Source organism: Streptomyces sp. NBC_01241 (genome assembly GCF_041435435.1).
GTDB lineage: Bacteria > Actinomycetota > Actinomycetes > Streptomycetales > Streptomycetaceae > Streptomyces.
Genome location: NZ_CP108494.1, coordinates 5,950,373 through 5,970,655 on the forward strand (window position 1 = coordinate 5,950,373; position 20,283 = coordinate 5,970,655).

Below are 20,283 nucleotides of genomic sequence, written 5' to 3' on the forward strand. Positions count from 1 at the left end.
CCGTACAAAGGCCGTGGGCCGCACTCCGGAAGGAGTGCGGCCCACGGCCTTACGGGCACCGGGCGCGTCAGTCGCGCGCGCCGCCACCGACATGGTGCACCCGCACCATGTTCGTCGTGCCCGGGATGCCGGGGGGCGAGCCGGCCGTGATGACCATCGTGTCGCCCTCGTTGTAGCGGTCGAGCTTCATCAGCTCCCCGTCGACCAGGTCGACCATCGCGTCCGTGTTGTCCACGTGCGGGACGACATGGGCCTCCACGCCCCAGCTCAGGGCGAGTTGGTTGCGGGTGGACTCGTCCGTGGTGAAGGCGAGGATGGGCTGCGCCGCACGGTAGCGGGAGAGACGGCGGGCCGTGTCACCGGACTTGGTGAAGGCGACCAGTGCCTTGCCGTTCAGGAAGTCCGCGATCTCGCAGGCGGCACGGGCCACCGACCCGCCCTGGGTGCGGGGCTTCTTGCCCGGGACCAGCGGCTGGAGGCCCTTGGAGAGCAGCTCCTCCTCGGCGGCGACGACGATCTTCGACATCGTCTTGACCGTCTCGATCGGGTACGCGCCCACGCTGGACTCGGCGGACAGCATGACCGCGTCCGCGCCGTCCAGGATCGCGTTGGCGACGTCGGACGCCTCGGCGCGGGTCGGCCGCGAGTTGGTGATCATCGACTCCATCATCTGGGTCGCCACGATCACCGGCTTGGCGTTCCGCCGGCAGAGCTCCACGAGGCGCTTCTGCACCATCGGGACCTTCTCCAGGGGGTACTCCACGGCCAGGTCGCCACGGGCGACCATCACACCGTCGAACGCCATGACGACGCCCTCCATGTGCTCGACCGCCTGCGGCTTCTCCACCTTGGCGATGACGGGGACCCGGCGGCCCTCCTCGTCCATCACCTTGTGGACGTCCTTGACGTCATTGGCGTCCCGCACGAAGGAGAGCGCCACCAGGTCGCAGCCCATCCGCAGGGCGAACCGCAGGTCGTCGACGTCCTTCTCGGACAGCGCCGGGACATTGACCGCCGCACCGGGCAGGTTGATGCCCTTGTGGTCGGAGATGACGCCGCCCTCGATGACGATCGTCCGGACCCGCGGGCCGTCGATCGCGATGACCTTCAGCTCGACGTTGCCGTCGTTGATCAGGATCGGGTCGCCCTTGGTGACATCGCCGGGCAGGCCCTTGTAGGTCGTGCCGCAGATCGACTTGTCGCCGGGAACGTCCTCCGCGGTGATGGTGAACTCGTCCCCGCGGACCAGCTCGACGGGGCCCTCGGCGAACTTCGCCAGGCGGATCTTCGGGCCCTGGAGGTCGGCGAGCACGCCGACCGCACGACCGGTCTCGACGGCGGCCTTGCGGACCCGGTCGTAACGGCCCTGGTGCTCCTCGTGGCTGCCGTGACTGAAGTTGAAACGGGCCACGCTCATGCCGGCCTCGATCAGAGCGACGAGCTGCTCATGGGAGTCGACGGCGGGACCGAGTGTGCAGACGATTTTGGAACGGCGCATGAGGCGGATCCTATCGGTTTGTTTCGCTGCGGAATATTCCGTCTGGTGGAAGGTACAAAGGGGCGCGGGGGTGCTCAGTTGTGGACCTGTCCGAGAAGCGCGAAGGTCTGGACCGCGATCTCCAGTTCCTCGTCCGTCGGGACCACGGCGACCGCGACCCGTGCGTAGTCCGGCGAGATCAGCCGCGGTGCGCCGGACCGTACGGCGTTCAGATCCGCGTCCACCACCAGGCCGAGCTCCTCGAGACCGGCGATCGCAGCCTCCCGCACGGGCGCCGAGTTCTCCCCGACACCCGCCGTGAACACCACGGCATCCACTCGCCCGAGGACCGCCGAATAGGCGCCGATGTACTTCTTCAGCCGGTGCACATAGATGTCGAACGCCAGCGCCGCACGCTCGTCGCCCTCGTCGATCCGGCGCCGGATCTCCCGCATGTCGTTGTCACCGCACAGCCCGACCAGGCCGCTCCTCTTGTTCAGCAGCTCGTCGATCTCGTCCGTCGACATCCCCGCCACCCGCCGCAGGTGGAAGGTGACGGCCGGATCGATATCGCCGGAACGCGTGCCCATCACCAACCCCTCCAGCGGCGTCAGCCCCATCGAGGTCTCCACGCACCGGCCGCCCGCCACCGCCGACGCCGAGGCGCCGTTGCCCAGGTGCAGCACGATGACATTGACCTCCTCGGGCGTACGTCCCAGCAGCTCGGCGGCCTTGCGGGAGACATGCGCGTGCGAGGTGCCGTGGAAGCCGTAGCGCCGGATGCGGTGCGCGTCAGCGGTCTCCACATCGATCGCGTACCTCGCCGCGTACTCCGGCATCGTCGTGTGGAACGCCGTGTCGAAGACCGCCACCTGCGGAAGGTCGGGACGCAGGGCCTGTGCGGTACGGATGCCGACGATGTTCGCCGGATTGTGCAGCGGGGCCACCGGGACCAGGCGCTCGATCTCGTCCAGCACCTCGTCGTCGATCACGACGGGCTCGGTGAACCGCAGTCCGCCGTGCACCACCCGGTGACCGATCGCCGCCAGCGCGGGGGAGTCCAGGCCCAGCCCGTCGGCCGCCAGCTCGTCGGCCGCCGCCTTCAGCGCGGCCTCGTGGTCGGCGATCGGACCGATTCGCTCGCGCGGCTCGGCGCCTCCACCGACCAGCGGGGTGTGCACCAGCCGGGAGGTCTCCTCGCCGATCCGCTCGACCAGCCCGACCGCGAGCCGGGAGCGGTCGCTCATGTCCAGCAGCTGATACTTCACCGACGAGGAGCCGGAGTTGAGGACCAGCACACGGTACGCGCCCGTCGGGGCAGAACCCTCCGTGGTCGGGGTGGTCATCCGTTCACTCCTCGCCCTGCGCCTGGATCGCCGTAATGGCCACGGTATTGACGATGTCCTGGACGAGCGCACCCCGGGACAGATCGTTGACGGGCTTCCGCAGCCCCTGGAGCACCGGTCCGACGGCCACCGCGCCCGCCGAGCGCTGCACGGCCTTGTAGGTGTTGTTGCCGGTGTTCAGGTCCGGGAAGATCAGCACCGTCGCCTGCCCCGCCACCGCGGAGCCGGGCAGCTTCGTCGCGGCGACGCTCGGCTCCACCGCGGCGTCGTACTGGATCGGGCCCTCGATCATGAGGTCCGGTCTGCTCGCCCGGACCCGGTCCGTCGCCTCGCGCACCTTGTCGACATCGGCGCCCGATCCCGAAGTACCCGTCGAGTACGACAGCATCGCGATCCGCGGCTCCACACCGAACCGGGCGGCGGTGGCGGCCGACTGCACCGCTATGTCCGCGAGCTGCTCCGCGTCCGGGTCCGGGTTCACCGCGCAGTCGCCGTACACCAGGACCTTGTCGGCGAGGCACATGAAGAAGACGGACGACACGATCGAGGCGTCCGCCTGGGCCCTCCCGTCGCCCGCCACCGCCCTGCCTGACGAGCTTCGCTCGGCCCCCTTGGTTTTTATGATCTCGAACGCCGGGCGGATCGTCGCCGCGGTGGAGTGCACCGCCCCGGAGACCATGCCGTCGGCGAGCCCCTCCTGGACCATCAGGGTGCCGAAGTAGTTGACGTCCGCGATGACGTCGTACGCCAGCTCCACCGTGACCCCGCGGTGCGCGCGCAGCTGCGCGTACCGCTCGGCGAAGACCTGGCGCAGCTCGGAGGTCTGAGGGTCGATGAGCTGTGTCCCGGCGAGATCGATGCCGAGGTCCGCGGCCTTCTTGCGGATGACGTCGGCGTCGCCGAGGAGGGTCAGGTCGCAGACGTCGCGGCGCAGCAGTACGTCGGCGGCGCGCAGCACCCGTTCCTCGGTGCCCTCCGGCAGGACGACGCGGCGCCGCACGGCGCGGGCCTGCTCCAGCAGCTCGTGCTCGAACATCATCGGGGTGACGCGGCCGCTACGGGCCAGCGAGATTCGTTCCAGCAGCGCGCCGGTGTCCACGTGGCGCTCGAAGAGACCCAGCGCGGTCTCCGCCTTGCGGGGCGTCCCCGCGTTCAACTTGCCTTCCAGGGCGAAGAGCTGCCCGGCGGTCGGGAAGGAGCCGCCGGCCACGGAGAGGACCGGCGTACCCGGTGCGAGCCGCGCGGCCAGCTGGAGTATCTCCTCGCCGGGGCGTTCGTCCAGGGTCAGCAGCACACCGGCGATGGGCGGGGTCCCGGCGGTGTGCGCGGCCAGCGAACCGACCACCAGATCCGCCCGGTCCCCGGGCGTGACCACCAGACAGCCCGGCGTCAGCGCCTTCAGCATGTTCGGCAGCATCGCCCCGCCGAAGACGAAGTCCAGCGCGTCCCTGGCCAGCCCGGAGTCGTCGCCGAGCAGCACCGTGGCGTCGAGCGACGAGGCGATCTGGGCGATGGTCGGCGCGGAGAGCGCCGCGTCGTCGGGCAGCACCGAACAGGGGACGGGCAACCGGGCCGCCAGCCGCTCCGCGATGGCGTCGCGGTCCTCGGCCGCCACCCGGTTCACGATCATCGCGAGGACGTCGCAGCCCAGGCCCGCGTACGCCCGGTAGGCATTGCGGGTCTCGGCCCGCACGGACTCCGCGGTCTGGCCCGTCCCGCCGACCACCGCGATCACCGAGGCGCCGAACTCATTGGCGAGCCGGGCGTTGAGCGCCAGCTCGTCGGGGAGCTGGGTGGCGGCGAAGTCGGTGCCGAGTACCAGCACCACCTCGTACTTCTGGGCCACCCGATGGAAGCGTTCGACGAGCCGGGAGACCAGCTCGTCGGTGCCCTGCTCCGCCTGGAGCGCGGACGCCTCGTGGTAATCCAGGCCGTAGGCCGACTCGGGGTCCTGGGGGAGGCGGTAGCGGGCCCGCAGCAGTTCGAACAGCCGGTCGGGTCCGTCGTGGACGAGCGGCCGGAACACCCCGACCCGGTCCACCTGACGCGTCAGGAGCTCCATGACTCCAAGATCGACGACCTGGCGGCCGTCTCCCCGGTCGATTCCCGTCACGTACACGCTGCGCGTCACGCGTGCTCTCCCGTCCAGATTGTGGTTTGGGATGGTATTGCCATGTTGACGATACCTGCGGGGGCTCGGGCGCCGCCCGCCGGGCGAAGGGCCCTGAGCCAGGGGCGTACGGCCTGCCTCGGACCTCACGTACGCACTCGCCGGAGGGCCTGCCGCAGGCCACGCCGGACCCCTGCCCGGAGGGCCTGTCGCACCCGGCGGAACACCCGTGCGGGGATCCGCGGAGCGACGGGGAGCGGTGGGGAGCGCGAGGTCCAGACCTGACGTGGGACAATCGACATGGCTCACAGTACGGGGGATTCTCACGGGGGATTCTGTAGTCGTCCCCGAATCGAACGTCACCAGCGAGCAGGAGATACAGCACGATGCGCATCGGAGTTCTCACCGCAGGCGGCGACTGCCCGGGCCTGAACGCAGTGATCCGGTCGGTCGTGCACCGAGCCGTGGTGGGGCACGGGGACGAGGTCATCGGCTTCGAGGACGGGTTCAAGGGACTCCTCGACGGCCACTTCCGCCCCCTCGACCTCAACGCGGTCAGCGGCATCCTCGCCCGCGGCGGCACCATCCTCGGCTCGGCCCGGCTGGAGCGCGACCGGCTGCGCGAGGCCGCCGAGAACTGCGCCGAGCTCAGCCGCCGTTACGGCATGGACGCCCTCATCCCGATCGGCGGCGAAGGCACCCTCACGGCCGCGCGGATGCTGTCGGACGCCGGAATGCCCGTCGTCGGCGTCCCCAAGACCATCGACAACGACATCTCCGCCACCGACCGCACCTTCGGCTTCGACACGGCGGTGGGCGTCGCCACCGAAGCCATAGACCGGCTCAAGACCACCGCCGAATCGCACCAGCGGGTCATGGTCGTCGAGGTGATGGGCCGCCACGCCGGCTGGATCGCGCTGGAGTCCGGAATGGCGGGCGGCGCGCACGGCATCTGCCTCCCCGAGCGCCGCTTCCAGGTCGAGGACCTGGTCAAGATGGTCGAGGAGCGCTTCGCACGCGGCAAGAAGTTCGCGGTCATCTGCGTCGCCGAGGGCGCGCACCCGGCCGAGGGCTCGATGCCGTACGCCAAGGGCGAGATCGACCAGTACGGTCACGAGCGCTTCCAGGGCATCGGCAACCGGCTGGCCATCGAGCTGGAGACCCGGCTCGGCAAGGAGGCCCGGCCGGTCATTCTCGGCCACGTGCAGCGCGGCGGCACGCCGACCGCGTACGACCGGGTGCTCGCCACCCGCTTCGGCTGGCACGCGGTGGAGGCCGCGCACCGGGGCGACTTCGGCCGGATGACGGCGCTGCGCGGCAACGACATCAAGATGGTTCCGCTCGCCGACGCCATCACCCGGCTCAAGACGGTGCCCGCGGACCGGATGGACGAGGCGGAGTCGGTCTTCTAGTCCCTCCCAGCCCTCCAGCCCCTTTCAGCCCTCCAGCCCCTCCCGGCCCTGACGGGCGCGACGGCTTCGCAGGAGCTGACCGGCGGCCCCGACTGTCTCCCGTGGACGGTCGGGGCCGCTTGGAAGCCGGGCGGCTCAGACGGTCGTCCCCCGTACCCCCGCCGCCTGCCAGAACCGTTCCACGATCTGTGTCAGGAACGCCCGTCCCGCATCCCCCGTCGATCCGGCCCGCTCCGTACCCGTGCTGCTCCAGCTCAGCGTCGACACCATCAGCGCCTGGTAGTCGGTGTACAGCTGTTCCAGTACGTCCCGCAGGAAGCCGCGCTCCAACGGCACCAGCTTCGCCACCGGACGGACATGGGCCTGCCAGCGTGTCTTCACCGCCGCACGCAACAGGTCGGCGAGCTCCTCCTCCCGGCCGGACACCGTCACGAACCCGGCGGCGGTCAGCCCCAGCACCTCGCTGAGCGCCTCGGACTGGCGTTCGTTGCCGCGCCAGCGCCCTGCCTCCTCCATCCGCAGATACGCGGAGGTGGTCAGCCCCAGCAGACGCGCCAGTTCCTCCACCGCCAGCTCCCGGGACATCCGGTGCTCGCGCAGGGTGCGCGCGGCGGTGAGCAGCTCACCCGGTGAGCACCACAACACTCCGGCCAGCGCGGTGAGTTCGTACTCGCCGGGGACAGCCAGCCCGCGTTCCCAGGCGACCACCGTCTCGGTGCTGACACGGAGTCCGTACTGCGCTCCGAGACCGTACGCGACATGGCCGGGAAGCATCCCCAGGGCCTCGCGGAGCCGGCGCGCGGCGGGGGCATTGAAGGGCGGAGAGGGGTGCACGGCCCCACCGTAGGAGTCACCGTGTGGACTGACTACGGTGTGTTCCACCGATATCACGGCTTGTAGGAACATCTAGGACCTGTCCGGCCTTGGTGCCGCAGGCCGGGGGCCGTACGGTCAGCGCTCCTGGGCCACCCATCGGTAGTGCAGCTCCGGGCGCCCGATCTGACCGTACTGCGGACTGCGCACCGCGCGCCCCACCGTCACCAGATGTTCCAGGTAGCGGCGCGCCGTGATCCGCGAGATGCCCAGCTCCGCCCCGGCGGCGCCTGCCGTGACCCCGTCCGCTGCGGCCCGCAGGACGCGGGTGACGGCCTCCAGCGTCGGACCGCTCAGCCCCTTCGGCAGCCGGGTCGGCTGCGGTGCGCGCAGGACGCCGAGCGCCCGGTCCACCTCGTCCTGGCCGCTCGCCTCGCCGGCCGCCGCGCGGAACTCGGCGTAGCGGACGAGCCGGTCGCGCAGGGTGGCGAAGGTGAACGGCTTCAGCACGTACTGGACGACACCGAGCGAGACCCCCTCCCGGACCACCGCCAGATCACGCGCCGACGTCACCGCGATGACATCGGCCGAGTGCCCGGCCGCGCGCAACGAGCGCAGCAGTTGCAGACCGTGCCCGTCCGGCAGGTACAGATCCAGGAGCAGCAGATCGACCGGCGTACGCTCCAGCGCCCGCACCGCCTCCGCGCGCGAGTGCGCGACCGCGGCCACCGCGAATCCGGGGACACGGCCCACGTACAGCTGATGGGCGTCCGCGGCCACGGGGTCGTCCTCGACGACCAGTACCTGGATCACGCGGTGGCCTCCTTCGTCGTGTGCGTCGTGCGGCCGCCGCCGGCCAGGGGCAGTCGTACCGTGAACTCCGCACCGCCGTCCGGGCCGCGGTCCAGCGCGACCGTCCCGCCGTTGCGGTGCACGGCCTGCTGTACGAGGGCCAGCCCGATGCCCCGGCCTGCTCCGTGCGTCGACCAGCCCCGGTCGAACACCTCGGCGGCATCGGCCGGATCGATCCCGGCCCCGGTGTCGGCGACCCGCAGCAGCAGCTCGCCCTCTTCGGCGAGCGCGGTGACGGTGACCCGGGCACGGGCGGCCCGGCCCGGCCCGGTCGCTCCCCGCTGAGCGGGCACGGCCACACCGTCCCCCGTACCGGCCGCACCGGCCCCCGTACCCGACGCATCCGTCGCCGCTTCCGAAGCCGCGTCCACCGCGTTGTCGATCAGGTTGCCGAGAATCGTCACCAGGTCCCGGTGCGGCAGCGTCGTGTGCAGGGCGCCGTCGTCGATCAGGCTGTCGTCCGCGAGCACCAGCTCCACACCCCGCTCGTTCGCCTGCGCGGCCTTGCCCAGCAGCAGCGCCGCCAGCACCGGTTCGGCGACCGCGCCCACCACCCGGTCGGTGAGGGTCTGGGCCAGCTCCAGCTCGGCGGTGGCGAAACCGACCGCCTCCTCCGCCCGGCCCAGTTCGATCAGCGAGACGACGGTGTGCAGCCGGTTCGCCGCCTCGTGCGCCTGCGAGCGCAGTGCCTGGGTGAACCCCCGCTCGGAGTCCAGCTCCCCGGACAGCGCCTGGAGCTCCGTATGATCGCGCAGCGTCACGACCGTGCCGCGCTGCTCGCCGCCCACCACCGGACGGGTGCTGACCACGATCACCCGGTCCGCCGTCAGATGCAGCTCGTCGACCCGCTCCTCCGATGCGAGCAGTGCACCGGTCAGCCGCGCCGGCAGATCCAGTTCGGCGACCCTGCGCCCGACCGCACCCGGTTCGAGACCGAGCAGCTCCCGGCCGGCGTCGTTGATCAGCGCGATCCTGCGCTGCCCGTCGAGCATCAACAGTCCCTCGCGTACCGCGTGCAGCGTGGCCTGGTGGTAGTCGTGCATCCGGCTCAGCTCGGCGGCGTTCATGCCGTGCGTGTGCCGCCGCAGCCGGGCGTTGATCACATACGTGCCGATGCCGCCGAGCGCCAGCGCCCCGCCCGCCGCCAGCCCCAGCGCCCCGAGCTGCGCCCGCACCTGCGAGGAGACCCGGTCGACCGTGATGCCCGCGCTGACCAGGCCGGTGATCCGGCCGCCGTCCCGGACCGGGGTGACGACCCGGATCGAGGGACCGAGCGTGCCGGTGTACGTCTCCGTGAACGTCTCGCCGCGCAGCGCCCGCGCGGTGTGCCCGAGGAACTCCTCCCCGATCCGGTTCGTGTCCGGGTGCGTCCAGCGGACCCGCTGCGGGGACATGATCGTGACGAAGGCGATCCCGGTGTCCCCGCGGACCTTCTCCGCGTACGGCTGGAGCACGGCGGACGGGTCCGGGGTGCGGATCGCCTCCCGTACGGACGGCGAGTCGGCGATCGCCAGCGCCGCCGCCGTGACCTGCCGGGTCGCGGTCTCTTTCGCCTGCCCGCTGCCGGAGACGTAGGCGAAGAACGCGCACCCCGCCACCACGGCGGCGACCAGTACCACCTGCATGGCGAAGAGCTGGCCTGCCAGGCTGCGCGGGCGGGTACGGGGACGGGGGAAACGCATGGCACCAGTCTGCCTGGCCGAAAACATATGAACGAAATGCACGCAACCGTGACCGGCATCACAAGCGGAGGGATAGTCGCCGGGACCCCCAGGGACGGGGGAGCGACCAGGACGAACCGAGGAGACCCCCGTGGGAGTGGCAGCCGCCAAGCGGGACCGTACGCATTATCTGTATCTCGCCGTGATTGCGGCTGTGGGTCTCGGCATTCTCGTGGGCTTCGTGGCCCCGGGCGTCGCCGTCGAACTCAAGCCGATCGGTACCGGCTTCGTGAACCTCATCAAGATGATGATCTCGCCCATCATCTTCTGCACGATCGTGCTGGGCGTCGGATCGGTGCGCAAGGCCGCCAAGGTCGGCGCGGTCGGCGGCCTCGCCCTCGGCTACTTCCTGGTGATGTCGACCGTCGCGCTCGCGATCGGCCTGCTCGTCGGCAACATCCTGGAGCCCGGCCAGGGCCTCCACCTCACCGAAGCGGTACGCGCCGCCGGCGAGAAGCAGGCGGCGGGCGCCAGCGAGTCCACCGTGGACTTCCTGCTCGGCATCATCCCGACGACGATGGTCTCCGCCTTCACCGGCGGTGAGGTGCTGCAGACCCTGCTCATCGCCCTCCTCGCGGGCTTCGCGCTCCAGGCCATGGGCTCGGCGGGCGAGCCGGTCCTGCGCGGCATCGGCCACATCCAGCGCCTCGTCTTCCGCATCCTCGCCATGATCATGTGGGCGGCCCCGGTCGGCGCGTTCGGCGCGATGGCGGCGGTGGTCGGCGAGACCGGTGTCGACGCGCTGAAGTCGCTCGCGATCATCATGGTCGGCTTCTACGTCACCTGCGCGATCTTCGTCTTCGTGGTGCTCGGCACGATTCTGCGACTGGTCGCCGGGGTCAACCTGATCTCGCTGCTGAAGTACCTGGGCCGCGAGTTCCTGCTGATCCTCTCCACCTCCTCGTCGGAGTCCGCCCTGCCGCGGCTCATCGCGAAGATGGAGCACCTCGGCGTAAGCAGGCCCGTCGTCGGCATCACCGTGCCGACCGGCTACTCCTTCAACCTCGACGGCACCGCGATCTACCTCACGATGTCCTCGCTCTTCATCGCCAACGCGATGGGCAACCCGCTGAGCGCGAGTGAGCAGATCTCGCTCCTCCTCTTCATGATCGTCGCCTCGAAGGGCGCGGCCGGAGTCACCGGCGCGGGCCTCGCCACCCTCGCGGGCGGCCTCCAGTCGCACCGCCCCGGCCTGGTCGACGGCGTCGGTCTGATCGTCGGCATCGACCGCTTCATGAGCGAGGCCCGCGCCATGACGAACTTCGCGGGCAACGCGGTCGCCACCGTCCTCGTCGGCACCTGGACCAAGGAGATCGACAAGGAGCGGGTCGACCAGGTCCTCTCCGGCGCGCTCCCGTGGAACGACCAGATGCTCAACCAGGAAGCCGACCACGGCGACGACACGGGCACCGTTCCGCAGCCGCGGGACAGCGACCAGGAGCCCGCCGCGGCGAAGGCGTAGCCAACCCGGGACCCGGTACCAAACGGCAGGGCCGTCGCGGAAGCACCCGCGACGGCCCTGCCGCGTTCTCCTTGCCCTGACGTCCGCGTCAAGGTCTACGGTCGAGGACATGCGCATCGGGGAGCTGGCCGAACGGGCCGGAACGACCACACGGACTCTGCGGTACTACGAGTCGCGCGGACTGCTGCCCGCGCGACGGGCGGGCAACGGCTATCGCGCGTACGACGAGGACGATCTGCGGCTTGTCCAGCAGATCCGGACCCTCCAGGACTTCGGGTTCGAACTGGAGGAGACCCGCCCGTTCGTCGAGTGCCTGCGCGCCGGTCACCCGGCCGGTGACGCCTGCCCCGCCTCGCTCGCCGTCTACCGGCGCAAGCTCGGCGAGCTCGACGCGCTCATCGGACAGCTCCAGGCGGTACGCGTCCACGTGGGCGCCCAGCTCGCGAAGGCCGAGCTGGAGGCCGAGGCGGAGCTTCCGGGCGGCCCCGAACCACGTTGTGAACTGGGAGGATGACAGATGATTCAGGCAGAAGGCGTGGCCGAGGTCACGGACACCACTTTCGATACGGAGGTCCTTACGGCCGGCCTCCCCGTACTGGTCGAGTTCACCGCCGACTGGTGCGGCCCGTGCCGCCAGCTCGCCCCGGTGCTCAGCGCCGTAGCCGCCGAGGAGTCCGGGCGCATCAAGATCGTCCAGATCGACGTCGACCGGAACCCGGGCATCGCGAGCCGGTACGCGGTCCTGTCGATGCCGACCCTGATGGTGTTCCGCTCCGGCGAACCCGTGAAGTCGATGGTGGGCGCCCGCCCCAAGCGCCGGCTGCTCCAGGAACTGGAGGACGTGTTCGAGGCGGTGTGAGGCGGGGCATCGTGAGGCAGGGGCATACGCCCGAGAAAATGCGGCCGCCGATTTCGCACGGAGATGTCGAGAACCCGTGGCCGGCTCCGTCCTCGCAGTGAACGCGACCAGAATGGGTCGCACCAGCATCGAGGAGAATCACGATGGCCAAGTACTTGCTGCTCAAGCACTACCGCGGCGCCCCGGCTCCGGTCAATGACGTCTGCATGGACCAGTGGACGCCACAGGAGATCTCGGCGCACGTGCAGTACATGCAGGACTTCGCGGTCCGGCTCGAAGGGACCGGCGAGTTCGTCGACGCTCAGGCGCTCGCCCCCGAGGGGACGTGGGTCCGGTACGACGGCGAGGGGCGCCCGCCGGTCACCGACGGCCCGTTCGCCGAGACCAAGGACCTCATCGCCGGCTGGATGGTGATCGACGTCGACAGTTACGAGCGCGCCGTCGAACTGGCCGGGGAACTGTCGGCCGCACCCGGGGCGGGCGGGAAGCCGATCCACGAGTGGCTCGAGGTGCGCCCGTTCCTGGCCGCGCCGCCCACCATCACGGAGTGACTTCCCAGATGAACGAGGCCCTGCTCCGGAGCCTCACGCCGAGCGTGCTCGGGATCCTCGTCCGCCGCGGAGCCGACTTCGCGGCGGCCGAGGACGCCGTGCAGGACGCGCTGGTCGAGGCGGTCCGCGTCTGGCCGGCCGACCCACCGCGGGACCCGAAGGGCTGGCTGGTCACCGTGGCCTGGCGCCGGTTCCTCGACGCGACCCGGGCGGACACCGCCCGCCGCCGGCGTGAGGATCTCGTCGACGAGGAGCCGGCGCCCGGGCCCGCGCCCGCGGTGGACGACACGCTCCAGCTCTACTTCCTGTGCGCCCACCCGTCGCTGACGCCGTCGTCCGCGGTCGCGCTCACGCTGCGCGCCGTGGGCGGGCTGACCACCCGCCAGATCGCCCGGGCCTACCTGGTGCCCGAGGCGACCATGGCGCAGCGCATCAGCCGGGCCAAGCGCACCGTCTCCGGCGTGAGGTTCGACCAGCCCGGCGACGTCGCCACTGTGCTGCGCGTCCTCTACCTGGTCTTCAACGAGGGCTACTCCGGCGACGTCGACCTCGCCGCCGAGGCCATCCGGCTCACCCGGCAGCTCGCGGCCGCGATCGACCACCCCGAGGTGGCGGGGCTGCTCGCCCTCATGCTGCTCCACCACGCCCGGCGCGCCGCCCGGACCGCGCCCGACGGCAGCCTGGTGCCGCTCGCCGAGCAGGACCGCGGCCGGTGGGACACCGAGTCGATCGCCGAGGGCGTCGAGATCCTGCAGGCGGCCCTCGCCCGCGACCGACTGGGCGAGTTCCAGGCCCAGGCCGCCATCGCGGCGCTCCATGCCGACGCGCCCACCGCCGAGGAGACCGACTGGGTGCAGATCGTCGAGTGGTACGACGAGCTCGCGCGCCTGACCGGCAGCCCGGTCGTCCGGCTCAACCGCGCGGTGGCCGTCGGCGAGGCCGACGGACCGCGCGCCGGCCTGGCGGCGCTCGCGGCGCTGGACGACTCTTCCCCAAGCTCTCGGCTTCGCTCGAGCAGGGGAGACCCCATCCCCCGCCACGCCGCGGTGGCGGCGTACCTCCACGAGCGCGACGGCGACCTGGCGACGGCGGCACGGCTGTACGCCGAGGCGGCGCAGAAGGCCCCCAACCTCGCCGAACGCGACCACCTGACCCGCCAGGCCGCCCGGCTCAACGCCCGCGGCTGTCGCTGACGGGCCGCGCGGCTCACGCCTTGCCGGCGGGGAAGCCCGGCGACGACGGGCGCGCTTCACGGCCGGTCTCGACGGTCGGACGGGCCGCGCTACACGGTCCACGGCCGGAGCTTCTCGGGGTTGCGCACCGCCCAGATGTGCGTGATCCGGTCGTCCGCGAGGCCGAACGCGGCCACCGTCACGGTGACGCCGCCGTGCTGCGCCACCAGACCGGGCCGGCCGTTGACCGAACGTTCCAGGAGCGTCAGGCCGGGTGCCTTGCCGCCGATCTCGCTGATGTAGCGGGCAATGCGCTCGCCGCCTGTGACCGGGCGGAGCACCGCACCGACCCGGCCGCCGCCGTCGGCGATCATCGTGGCGTCGGGGTCGAGCAGGCCGACGAGGGCGGCGATGTCCTTGGCCTCCCACGCGTGCTTGAAGTCCCTGATGACGCCGGCCTGCCGGGTCGTCGGAGCCACCGGAGCCGCTGCCGCACGGATACGACGGCGGGCCGACGACGCCAGCTGCCGGCACGCCCCCGGCGTTCGGCCGACGATCGCGGCCACTTCGGTGAAGGGGTACCGGAAGACATCGTGCAGGACGAACGCGACCCGTTCGGCCGGGGTCATGGATTCGAGCACAACGAGGAAGGCCATGTCGACCGACTCGTCCAGGGTGACGCGGTCGGCCGGGTCGACCGGTTCACCCCTGCCGCCACCCGGCCGCCCGTTCATCCACTCCGTACGGTCGGGCAGCGGCTCCGGGATCCACTCGCCCACATAGCTCTCGCGCCGCGCCCGCGCCGAGCCGAGCAGGTCGAGACAGATGCGACCGGCCACCTTCGTCAGCCAGGCACCGGGGGACTCGATGGCCTCCTGCTGCTGCTGGGACATGGCGTACCAGCGGACGTAGGTCTCCTGTACGGCATCCTCGGCCTCGGCCAGGGAGCCGAGGAGCCGGTAGGCGAGATTGATCAGTTGCCGACGCTCGCTCGTGATCGCGCTCAGGCTCGCATCGGGTCGGCCGAGTCTGGGCTCGGATCGGGTGGTCATGGTCTCGACGATTCCCTTGTTCGAGTCTGTTTTCACCATGTTCGACGAGACACCGCGGCGAAAGGCCGGTGCGCCGCCTCACATTCCCGGTGGCTACGTCGTCGGACTGGTGGGACGTCGGGGCGGCAGCCGCGAGGAACCACTGTCGACAAGCAGAGTTGAGCAACAGAAGGGATGGGCCCACCATGCCCATAGGGACGACGGCACAGCAGCGCAGCCTCACGTTCATGATGTTCCTGCGAGCCGCGATCGCCTTGCAGACCGTGGCCATTTTCTTCCAGGCGGTCACCGCCGGGCTGTTGTTGTCCACGTCGTACGGAGAGACGCTGCACGGTGCCGGGGCGCGTGGGATGTACGCCGCGTCGATGTTGTACGTACTCACCGCGATCCTGGTGTGGCGGCCGGGCGGCGGCTCGCCCAAGTCCATCCTGCACGCGTTCGGTTTCCTGGTCCTCGCGTCGGTGCAGGTGGTCCTGGGCATCGCACATGTGCCGTCCCTGCACGTCCCGTTGGGGGTCCTGATGTTCGGCCTGAGCGTCCTTCGGCTGGGCCAGGTGCTGGCCGGCCGCCGCACTCGCGCAAACGCCGCGACATGACGGCGGGCTGCCGGTCGGGCCGGTGGGGTGGGGAGTGTCAGGGGCGCTTGAGCATGCCCCGGAGTTCGGCGACGAGGCCGCGGACGTCGCGTTCTGTGTCGGCTCCGGTGGCCTGCTCGTGTGTGGGGTCCGGGTGGGGTGTGTGGCAGGGGCGGCAGAGGCCGTCGGGGAGCGCTTCGGGGTGGCCGGGGGCGCCGCATCGGGTGCATTCGGCCATGAGGCGGCGGGTGGGGGAGCCTGGTGCGGTGGGTGTTGGGGTGGTGGGCAGGTGGGGTGGGATTTTGTCGTTGAGGCGGCGGCGTACGAAGCCGATGGGGGAGTCGACCTGGGTGGGGAGGCCGGAGGTGAGGGCGTGGGTGAGGTAGTCGGCGCCGACGCCTCGGGTGAACCACTGGGCGGCCAAAGGTTCCAGGGCGGTGCAGTCGGCGGCGGAGAGGGCCAGGCGTGGTTCGAGGCGGCCCAGTCGGGCCAGGGCGAGATACGCGGGCGAGGGGTGCGCCGGAGTTGGTTCGGGGGTTCGATGCTGCGGGATGGCGGGCACGTCGGCGGGCTCGGCCGGTGTCACGGGGGGCGGGGCCGGGGCCGGAGGCGGCGGCTGGGGAGCGGTTGCTTCCTGGGTGGCCCGGTCGTTCTCGGCGTTCAGAAAGGTGCCCCACCATTCGTTGTCGCGGGCGGTGCGGGACCAGAAGGTGCGGGTGACCCAGCGGACCTGGCCGCGCTCCTCGACCCGGCACTGGGCGTGCCGCAGGTGACCGGCCACTCCCAGTGCCCTGAGGGCGCTGGCGACGGCCATCTGCCCGTACAGGGGGATGTGCTTGGCCAGTGACTTGATGTCCATGGCCGCGCCGTCGGGCAGGTGGTCGACGTACCCGGCGATGTGGCGCTCACGCTCGGGCAGCAGCATGAAGTCGTCGGCGTGCGCGGGGCGTTGGTCGGGTGCGGATCGCTTGCCGTAGCCGCGGCCGGCTTTCGCGTACGGGCGCGAGGATGCGGACGTACGCAGGGCGGGGCTAATGTTCTCGGTAGCCATGAGATCGACCTTCTTTCGATCTTGGGGTGAGACCCCGGCCCGGTGCTCTAACACCGTGTCGGGGTCGTTTCGTTGGGGGCACCGTAAGCAGCCGCGCCAGCGCGCCGCAAGCTGGTCACAATTAGTCGTACTTGCTGGTCGTTACGGGTCGGGGAGGGCGGGGAGGTTTCCCAAACCACCTTCTTTTACCCACCGGTTGAAGGACAGCGCTCGAATCCCGGAGCCCGGATCCCGACACCCGGATCCCGAAGCTCAAGCGTCGGGGCCGACCCCTCCCTCGTACCCACGAATGAGTGAACCAGCCGGTCCCGGAGCTCGAACCCCGACCCTCGAAGCCCGGAGCTCGGGTTCCGGACCGCTGTCGAATTACCCCGCCCAGTCGTGGCATTTCGCAAGCGCTCACTCAGTGAGCCGCATCGTTGTGCAGCTGAAAACCGGGTGTCACTGGATCTGCGGAGCTGCTGTCCGGGCTCCGGGCCGACTCCGGGTGACGCCGACGCGTGGCGGGGCATCCTCGTACGGCTGCGCGCCGTGCTCGATGCGACGACCGCGCCGAGCCTCTGTCAAGCGTCTTCCGGAGGCAAACAAAAACCCCGGTCCGAATTGACGGCCGGGGTATTTCTTCGCCTATATTGAATAGTTCTGTGTGTGCACACTGTGCAATATGCGGAGAACTTCAATAAACATACTCTATCGCGCCAGGAGCTGAATTGTCAACCGAGGAAATGCGGCAGGAACAGCAATTCGTCTCCCTCGCCCACAAGCGGCTCGACCAGCTCCGGGCAGGGGCCGAAGCCGCCATGCACGCCACGATCGCGCAGCTCAGCACGGGTCGACAGGCGCGGGTGGAGCGCGACATCGGCGTCGCCGAGCACTCCGCCTCGCTTGCCGCGCTGAATGCCGCCGTCACGGGACTCTGTTTCGGGCGAATTGACAGGCGCGACGGAGTCACCTATCACATCGGGCGCATCGGAATCCGGCAGGACGACGCCGAGCGGACCCCGTTGCTGATCGACTGGCGGGCTCCCGTCGCGCGGCCGTTCTATCTCGCGACCGGGTATGAACCGATGGGGCTGCGCCGCAGGCGGCACATCACCACGCAGGGGCGCACGGTCACCGGGTTGCACGACGAGATCATGGATCTCGCCGACACCACCCGCACCGGATACGAGTCGCACGACGCCGACGAGGTGCTGCTCGCCGCGCTGAACAGCGCCCGCACGGGCCGGATGGGCGACATCGTCTCGACCATCCAGGCCGAGCAGGACCACATCATCCGCGCCCCGCAGCGCGGGGTGCTCGTCGTCGAGGGAGGGCCGGGCACCGGGAAGACAGCGGTAGCGCTGCACCGGGCCGCGTATCTGCTGTACGCGGACCGGGAGCAGCTCGCCAAGCGGGCCGTGCTGATCGTCGGGCCCAACCCGGCTTTCCTCGGCTACATCGGCGACGTGCTGCCCTCGCTCGGTGAGACCGGCGTGCTGCTGTCGACGGTCGGCGAGCTGTTTCCCGGCGTGCACGCCACCGGCACCGACAGCCCCGCGGCCGCCGCCGTCAAGGGCCGGGCGGACATGGCCGGCGTACTGGCCGAGGCCGTACGGGACCGGCAGCAGGTGCCCGAGAAGGGCGAGCCGATCGTCATCGCGCACGACGACGGGGAGCTGATCCTCGACTGGGACATGGCAGTCGAAGCGCGGCACAAGGCCCGCGAGACCGGGCTGCCGCACAATCTCGCCCTGCCCACCTTCGCCTTCCGGATCATCGACGATCTCACCACGCAGGTCGCCGACCGCATCGGCGCCGACCCCTACGGCGGCCCGAACTTCCTCGGCCCCGACGACATCGCCCAGCTCGGCAAGGGCATCGCCGCCAGCGCGGAGGTGCACGCCGCCATCACCTCCCTGTGGCCCCCGCTCACCCCGCAGGAGTTTCTCGCCGGCTATCTGGAGGAGCCCACGCATCTGGCCGAGGACGACGCCGAGCTGCTGCGGCGCGCGAAGAAGGCCGCCTGGTCACCCGCCGACGTGCCCCTCCTCGACGAGGCCGCCGAACTGCTAGGTGCGGACGACTCCGCCGCCCGGGCCGCCGCCGAGGCCGAGCGGGCCCGCCAGATCGCCTACGCGCAGGGCGTCCTCGACGTCTCGTACGCCTCCCGTACCTACGAGTTCGAGGACAAGGAGGACATCGACGAGGACGCCTCCGAGGTCCTCGCGGCGCACGACATCATCGACGCCGAACGGTTCGCCGAGCGTCAGGAGGAGGCCGACCACCGCAGCGCCGCCGAGCGCGCTGCCGCCGACCGGACCTGGACGTTCGGGCACATCATCGTCGACGAGGCGCAGGAACTGTCGGCGATGGCCTGGCGGCTGCTGATGCGCCGCAGCCCGACCCGCTCGATGACCCTGGTCGGCGACCCGGCCCAGACCGGCGACCTGGCAGGCTGCGACTCCTGGCAGGAGATCCTCGCGCCGTACGTCCAAGGCCGCTGGCGGCTGGCCCGGCTCGGGGTCAACTACCGTACGCCCGCCGAGATCATGGAGTACGCGGCCGAGCGGCGCCGGGCCACCGATCCCGCCTTCGAACCCCCGCGCTCCATCCGCTCCACCGGTGCACGGCCCTGGGAACGCACCCTGCCGCTCGCCGACGTGGCCGGGCTCGCCGAGGCCCAGACCCCGGCGGAGGGCAGGCTCGCCGTCATCGCCCCGCGCGAGCTCCACGCGGAACTCACCGGACTCGACGACGGGCCGCTGGATCTGCACCGGCCCGTCGTCCTGCTCGACCCGCGCCAGGCCAAGGGCCTGGAGTTCGACACGGTTCTCGTCGTCGCGCCCGCGCTGATGACACCCAACGATCTCTATGTGGCGCTGACCCGGGCCACCCAGCGGCTCGGGATCATCACACCGGCTTCAGCCACACCGTCGCCGGCGGCGGCAGAGTGAGCTGGAGGCTCGTGCGGTGACCGTGGGCGGCGACGGACTGCGGCTTCAGCGGGTCCGGGTTGAGGACGTCACCGCCGCCGTACCGTGCCGCGTCCGTGTTGAGCACCTCCGCCCAGGCGGGCACGGGCGGCGGCACGCCCAGCCGGTACGCGTGGCGGACCACCGGCGAGAAGTTCGACACCGCGAGCAGCGGCGAGCCGTGCGCGTCGTAGCGCAGGAAGGCGAAGGCGTTGTCCTCGGCCGCGCCGCCGTCGACCCAGTCGAAGCCCTCGGGGACGGTGTCCCGTTGCCACAGCGCCGGTGTCGCCGCGTACACCGCGTTCAGCTCACGCACCAGGTCCCGTACGCCCCGGTGGTCGCTCTGAGCCTCGTACGAGGGGTCGAGCAGCCACCAGTCCGGACCGTGCCCCTCCGACCACTCCGCTCCCTGCGCGAACTCCTGCCCCATGAAGAGGAGTTGCTTGCCCGGGTGGGCCCACATGAAGCCGAGGTACGCCCGGTGGTTGGCGCGCCGCTGCCACCAGTCGCCGGGCATCTTGCTGACCAGTGCCTGCTTTCCGTGCACCACCTCGTCGTGCGAGATCGGCAGGACGAAGTTCTCGCTGTACGGGTACACCATCGAGAAGGTCATCTCGTTGTGGTGGTACTTGCGGTGCACCGGCTCCTTCGACATGTACTGGAGGGAGTCGTGCATCCAGCCCATGTTCCACTTCAGCCCGAAGCCGAGCCCACCGAAACCGTCTGGGCCGGGGCGCAATCCGTCCCACCACACGTACCGTGAGCTGATCACGAGACCTTGGTGAACGTGGATGGACTCGTGACGCGGCCTGGATGCTTTCCTTTTGGTGGGTATCTGAGAAATAAGTGGGCTCTTGGCGGGTGCGTGCGCCGTGA

At 70.7% G+C, this 20,283-nt stretch carries 16 protein-coding genes and 1 pseudogene; 8 read left to right on the forward strand and 9 right to left on the reverse strand.

Features of this window, described 5'->3' with window-relative positions:
* Positions 1-67: 67 nt before the first annotated feature.
* The 3 genes from pyk to pta all read right to left on the reverse strand — a co-directional run bounded on the left by pyk (position 68) and on the right by pta (position 4,954).
* Positions 68-1,498, reverse strand: coding sequence for a pyruvate kinase (gene pyk / locus OG306_RS26810; RefSeq protein ID WP_266748654.1), 1,431 nt, complete (start codon positions 1,496-1,498; stop codon positions 68-70).
* Positions 1,499-1,572: 74 nt separating this feature from the next.
* Entirely contained in the window at positions 1,573-2,823 is a 1,251-nt protein-coding gene (locus OG306_RS26815) for an acetate kinase (RefSeq protein ID WP_266748655.1), read from the reverse strand.
* Between the two features lie 4 nt (positions 2,824-2,827).
* Positions 2,828-4,954: a phosphate acetyltransferase gene (gene pta, locus OG306_RS26820; protein WP_266748656.1), complete on the reverse strand. Its 2,127-nt coding sequence runs from the start codon at positions 4,952-4,954 to the stop codon at positions 2,828-2,830.
* Between the two features lie 365 nt (positions 4,955-5,319).
* Between pta and OG306_RS26825 the strand changes: the two genes are divergently transcribed.
* Positions 5,320-6,345, forward strand: a complete 1,026-nt coding sequence (locus tag OG306_RS26825) for an ATP-dependent 6-phosphofructokinase (protein ID WP_266748657.1) — start codon at positions 5,320-5,322, stop codon at positions 6,343-6,345.
* Between the two features lie 135 nt (positions 6,346-6,480).
* Here the strand turns inward: OG306_RS26825 and OG306_RS26830 are convergent, their stop codons facing one another.
* From OG306_RS26830 to OG306_RS26840, 3 genes are all read right to left on the reverse strand, one after another.
* Positions 6,481-7,119, reverse strand: a complete 639-nt coding sequence (locus OG306_RS26830; protein WP_266752457.1) for a helix-turn-helix domain-containing protein — start codon at positions 7,117-7,119, stop codon at positions 6,481-6,483.
* A 177-nt stretch (positions 7,120-7,296) separates the two neighbouring features.
* Entirely contained in the window at positions 7,297-7,971 is a 675-nt protein-coding gene (locus OG306_RS26835; RefSeq protein WP_266748658.1) for a response regulator, read from the reverse strand.
* Positions 7,968-9,692 (reverse strand): sensor histidine kinase, encoded by a 1,725-nt coding sequence (locus OG306_RS26840; RefSeq protein WP_327349319.1) that lies wholly within the window; start codon positions 9,690-9,692, stop codon positions 7,968-7,970. The genes OG306_RS26835 and OG306_RS26840 overlap by 4 nt, the downstream gene beginning before the upstream one ends.
* A gap of 130 nt (positions 9,693-9,822) precedes the next feature.
* On the opposite strand from OG306_RS26840, the gene OG306_RS26845 reads away from it, so the two are divergent.
* The 5 genes from OG306_RS26845 (at position 9,823) to OG306_RS26865 (ending at position 13,796) form a co-directional block, all read left to right on the forward strand.
* On the forward strand, positions 9,823-11,193 hold the full coding sequence (locus tag OG306_RS26845) for a cation:dicarboxylate symporter family transporter (RefSeq protein WP_266748661.1): 1,371 nt from the start codon (positions 9,823-9,825) through the stop codon (positions 11,191-11,193).
* 109 nt (positions 11,194-11,302) lie between these two features.
* Entirely contained in the window at positions 11,303-11,707 is a 405-nt protein-coding gene (locus OG306_RS26850) for a MerR family transcriptional regulator (protein WP_266748663.1), read from the forward strand.
* 3 nt (positions 11,708-11,710) lie between these two features.
* The gene (gene trxA, locus OG306_RS26855) at positions 11,711-12,052 is read left to right on the forward strand and encodes a thioredoxin (RefSeq protein WP_323183945.1); all 342 of its coding nucleotides are present in this window, start codon (positions 11,711-11,713) and stop codon (positions 12,050-12,052) included.
* A 143-nt stretch (positions 12,053-12,195) separates the two neighbouring features.
* A complete protein-coding gene (locus OG306_RS26860; protein ID WP_266748664.1) occupies positions 12,196-12,603 on the forward strand; it encodes a YciI family protein in 408 nt (135 codons plus the stop codon).
* A gap of 8 nt (positions 12,604-12,611) precedes the next feature.
* Positions 12,612-13,796, forward strand: coding sequence for an RNA polymerase sigma factor (locus OG306_RS26865; RefSeq protein ID WP_266752461.1), 1,185 nt, complete (start codon positions 12,612-12,614; stop codon positions 13,794-13,796).
* Between the two features lie 89 nt (positions 13,797-13,885).
* On the opposite strand, the gene sigJ is transcribed toward OG306_RS26865, so the two are convergent.
* Positions 13,886-14,827: an RNA polymerase sigma factor SigJ gene (gene sigJ / locus OG306_RS26870; RefSeq protein WP_371665674.1), complete on the reverse strand. Its 942-nt coding sequence runs from the start codon at positions 14,825-14,827 to the stop codon at positions 13,886-13,888.
* A 185-nt stretch (positions 14,828-15,012) separates the two neighbouring features.
* Here sigJ and OG306_RS26875 point away from each other — a divergent pair, with 185 nt between their 5' ends.
* On the forward strand, positions 15,013-15,423 hold the full coding sequence (locus OG306_RS26875; RefSeq protein ID WP_266748667.1) for a hypothetical protein: 411 nt from the start codon (positions 15,013-15,015) through the stop codon (positions 15,421-15,423).
* A gap of 37 nt (positions 15,424-15,460) precedes the next feature.
* Here OG306_RS26875 and OG306_RS26880 read toward each other — a convergent pair whose 3' ends face one another.
* Positions 15,461-16,453, reverse strand: coding sequence for a MarR family transcriptional regulator (locus OG306_RS26880; RefSeq protein ID WP_266748668.1), 993 nt, complete (start codon positions 16,451-16,453; stop codon positions 15,461-15,463).
* 725 nt (positions 16,454-17,178) lie between these two features.
* On the opposite strand from OG306_RS26880, the gene OG306_RS26885 reads away from it, so the two are divergent.
* Complete coding sequence (locus OG306_RS26885) at positions 17,179-19,389, forward strand: HelD family protein (protein ID WP_266752462.1); 2,211 nt, start codon at positions 17,179-17,181, stop codon at positions 19,387-19,389.
* Here the strand turns inward: OG306_RS26885 and OG306_RS26890 are convergent.
* Positions 19,346-20,128: pseudogene (locus OG306_RS26890) on the reverse strand (alpha amylase C-terminal domain-containing protein); the annotation flags it as partial. The gene OG306_RS26885 and the pseudogene OG306_RS26890 overlap by 44 nt on opposite strands.
* Between the last annotated feature and the right edge of the window lie 155 nt (positions 20,129-20,283).

What these genes read in the sequence shown, in the direction of transcription:
- OG306_RS26875 (WP_266748667.1), top strand. Translation starts at nt 15,013, where the DNA reads ATGCCCATAGGGACGACGGCACAGCAGCGCAGCCTCACGTTCATGATG.
- trxA (WP_323183945.1), top strand. Translation starts at nt 11,711, where the DNA reads ATGATTCAGGCAGAAGGCGTGGCCGAGGTCACGGACACCACTTTCGAT.
- OG306_RS26860 (WP_266748664.1), top strand. Translation starts at nt 12,196, where the DNA reads ATGGCCAAGTACTTGCTGCTCAAGCACTACCGCGGCGCCCCGGCTCCG.
- OG306_RS26865 (WP_266752461.1), top strand. Translation starts at nt 12,612, where the DNA reads ATGAACGAGGCCCTGCTCCGGAGCCTCACGCCGAGCGTGCTCGGGATC.
- pyk (WP_266748654.1), bottom strand. Translation starts at nt 1,498, where the DNA reads ATGCGCCGTTCCAAAATCGTCTGCACACTCGGTCCCGCCGTCGACTCC.
- OG306_RS26885 (WP_266752462.1), top strand. Translation starts at nt 17,179, where the DNA reads ATGCGGCAGGAACAGCAATTCGTCTCCCTCGCCCACAAGCGGCTCGAC.
- OG306_RS26880 (WP_266748668.1), bottom strand. Translation starts at nt 16,453, where the DNA reads ATGGCTACCGAGAACATTAGCCCCGCCCTGCGTACGTCCGCATCCTCG.
- OG306_RS26825 (WP_266748657.1), top strand. Translation starts at nt 5,320, where the DNA reads ATGCGCATCGGAGTTCTCACCGCAGGCGGCGACTGCCCGGGCCTGAAC.
- OG306_RS26840 (WP_327349319.1), bottom strand. Translation starts at nt 9,692, where the DNA reads ATGCGTTTCCCCCGTCCCCGTACCCGCCCGCGCAGCCTGGCAGGCCAG.
- OG306_RS26815 (WP_266748655.1), bottom strand. Translation starts at nt 2,823, where the DNA reads ATGACCACCCCGACCACGGAGGGTTCTGCCCCGACGGGCGCGTACCGT.
- OG306_RS26830 (WP_266752457.1), bottom strand. Translation starts at nt 7,119, where the DNA reads ATGCTTCCCGGCCATGTCGCGTACGGTCTCGGAGCGCAGTACGGACTC.
- sigJ (WP_371665674.1), bottom strand. Translation starts at nt 14,827, where the DNA reads ATGACCACCCGATCCGAGCCCAGACTCGGCCGACCCGATGCGAGCCTG.
- OG306_RS26850 (WP_266748663.1), top strand. Translation starts at nt 11,303, where the DNA reads ATGCGCATCGGGGAGCTGGCCGAACGGGCCGGAACGACCACACGGACT.